The organism is Pseudomonas sp. K5002 (assembly GCF_013386655.1).
Taxonomy (GTDB): domain Bacteria; phylum Pseudomonadota; class Gammaproteobacteria; order Pseudomonadales; family Pseudomonadaceae; genus Aquipseudomonas.
Map to the genome: position 1 here is coordinate 1 of NZ_JACARK010001483.1, position 560 is coordinate 560.

Below are 560 nucleotides of genomic sequence, written 5' to 3' on the forward strand. Positions count from 1 at the left end.
CCTGGGCGACCTGGACCTGATCGAAGCCAACGAAGCCTTTGCCGCGCAGTCACTGGCGGTGGGCAAAGAGCTGGAATGGGACGCGGCCAAGGTCAACGTCAACGGCGGCGCGATTGCCATCGGCCACCCGATTGGCGCGTCAGGCTGCCGTGTGCTGGTGACCCTGCTGCATGAAATGATCAAGCGTGACGCCAAGAAAGGCCTGGCCACCCTGTGCATCGGTGGCGGGCAAGGTGTAGCCCTGGCCCTTGAACGCAGCTGATTTCAAAGAGCAACATGGAAAAGGCCCGGTTCCACGAAAACCGGGCCTTTTCTTTATCGGTCAGTCCCGCGCCTGGGGCACCGCAAACACCGCATTTGCCCGCACCACCACCTTCTCCCCGACCTGCACGCTGACCGTGGCAAACGCCATCTGCCGCCCGCGCTTGTGATGCTCCAGACGCACCTCGACCCACTCCCCTACCTGCACCGCGCCGAGATAGTCCAGGGTCATGCTCGCCGTGATCAACGGCAGCGGCGGCTCGCTGGAAAACGCCATGGCGTAGCCCATGCCCACATCC

General features: G+C 63.6%; 1 protein-coding gene and 1 pseudogene. One reads left to right on the forward strand and one right to left on the reverse strand.

Going from position 1 to position 560, the window contains the following annotated elements:
* Positions 1-262, forward strand: a pseudogene (locus HX846_RS37355) (acetyl-CoA C-acetyltransferase); the annotation flags it as partial.
* 60 nt (positions 263-322) lie between these two features.
* Here HX846_RS37355 and HX846_RS37360 read toward each other — a convergent pair.
* The coding region (locus HX846_RS37360; RefSeq protein ID WP_178967485.1) for a PaaI family thioesterase at positions 323-560 on the reverse strand (238 nt) is incomplete at its 5' end.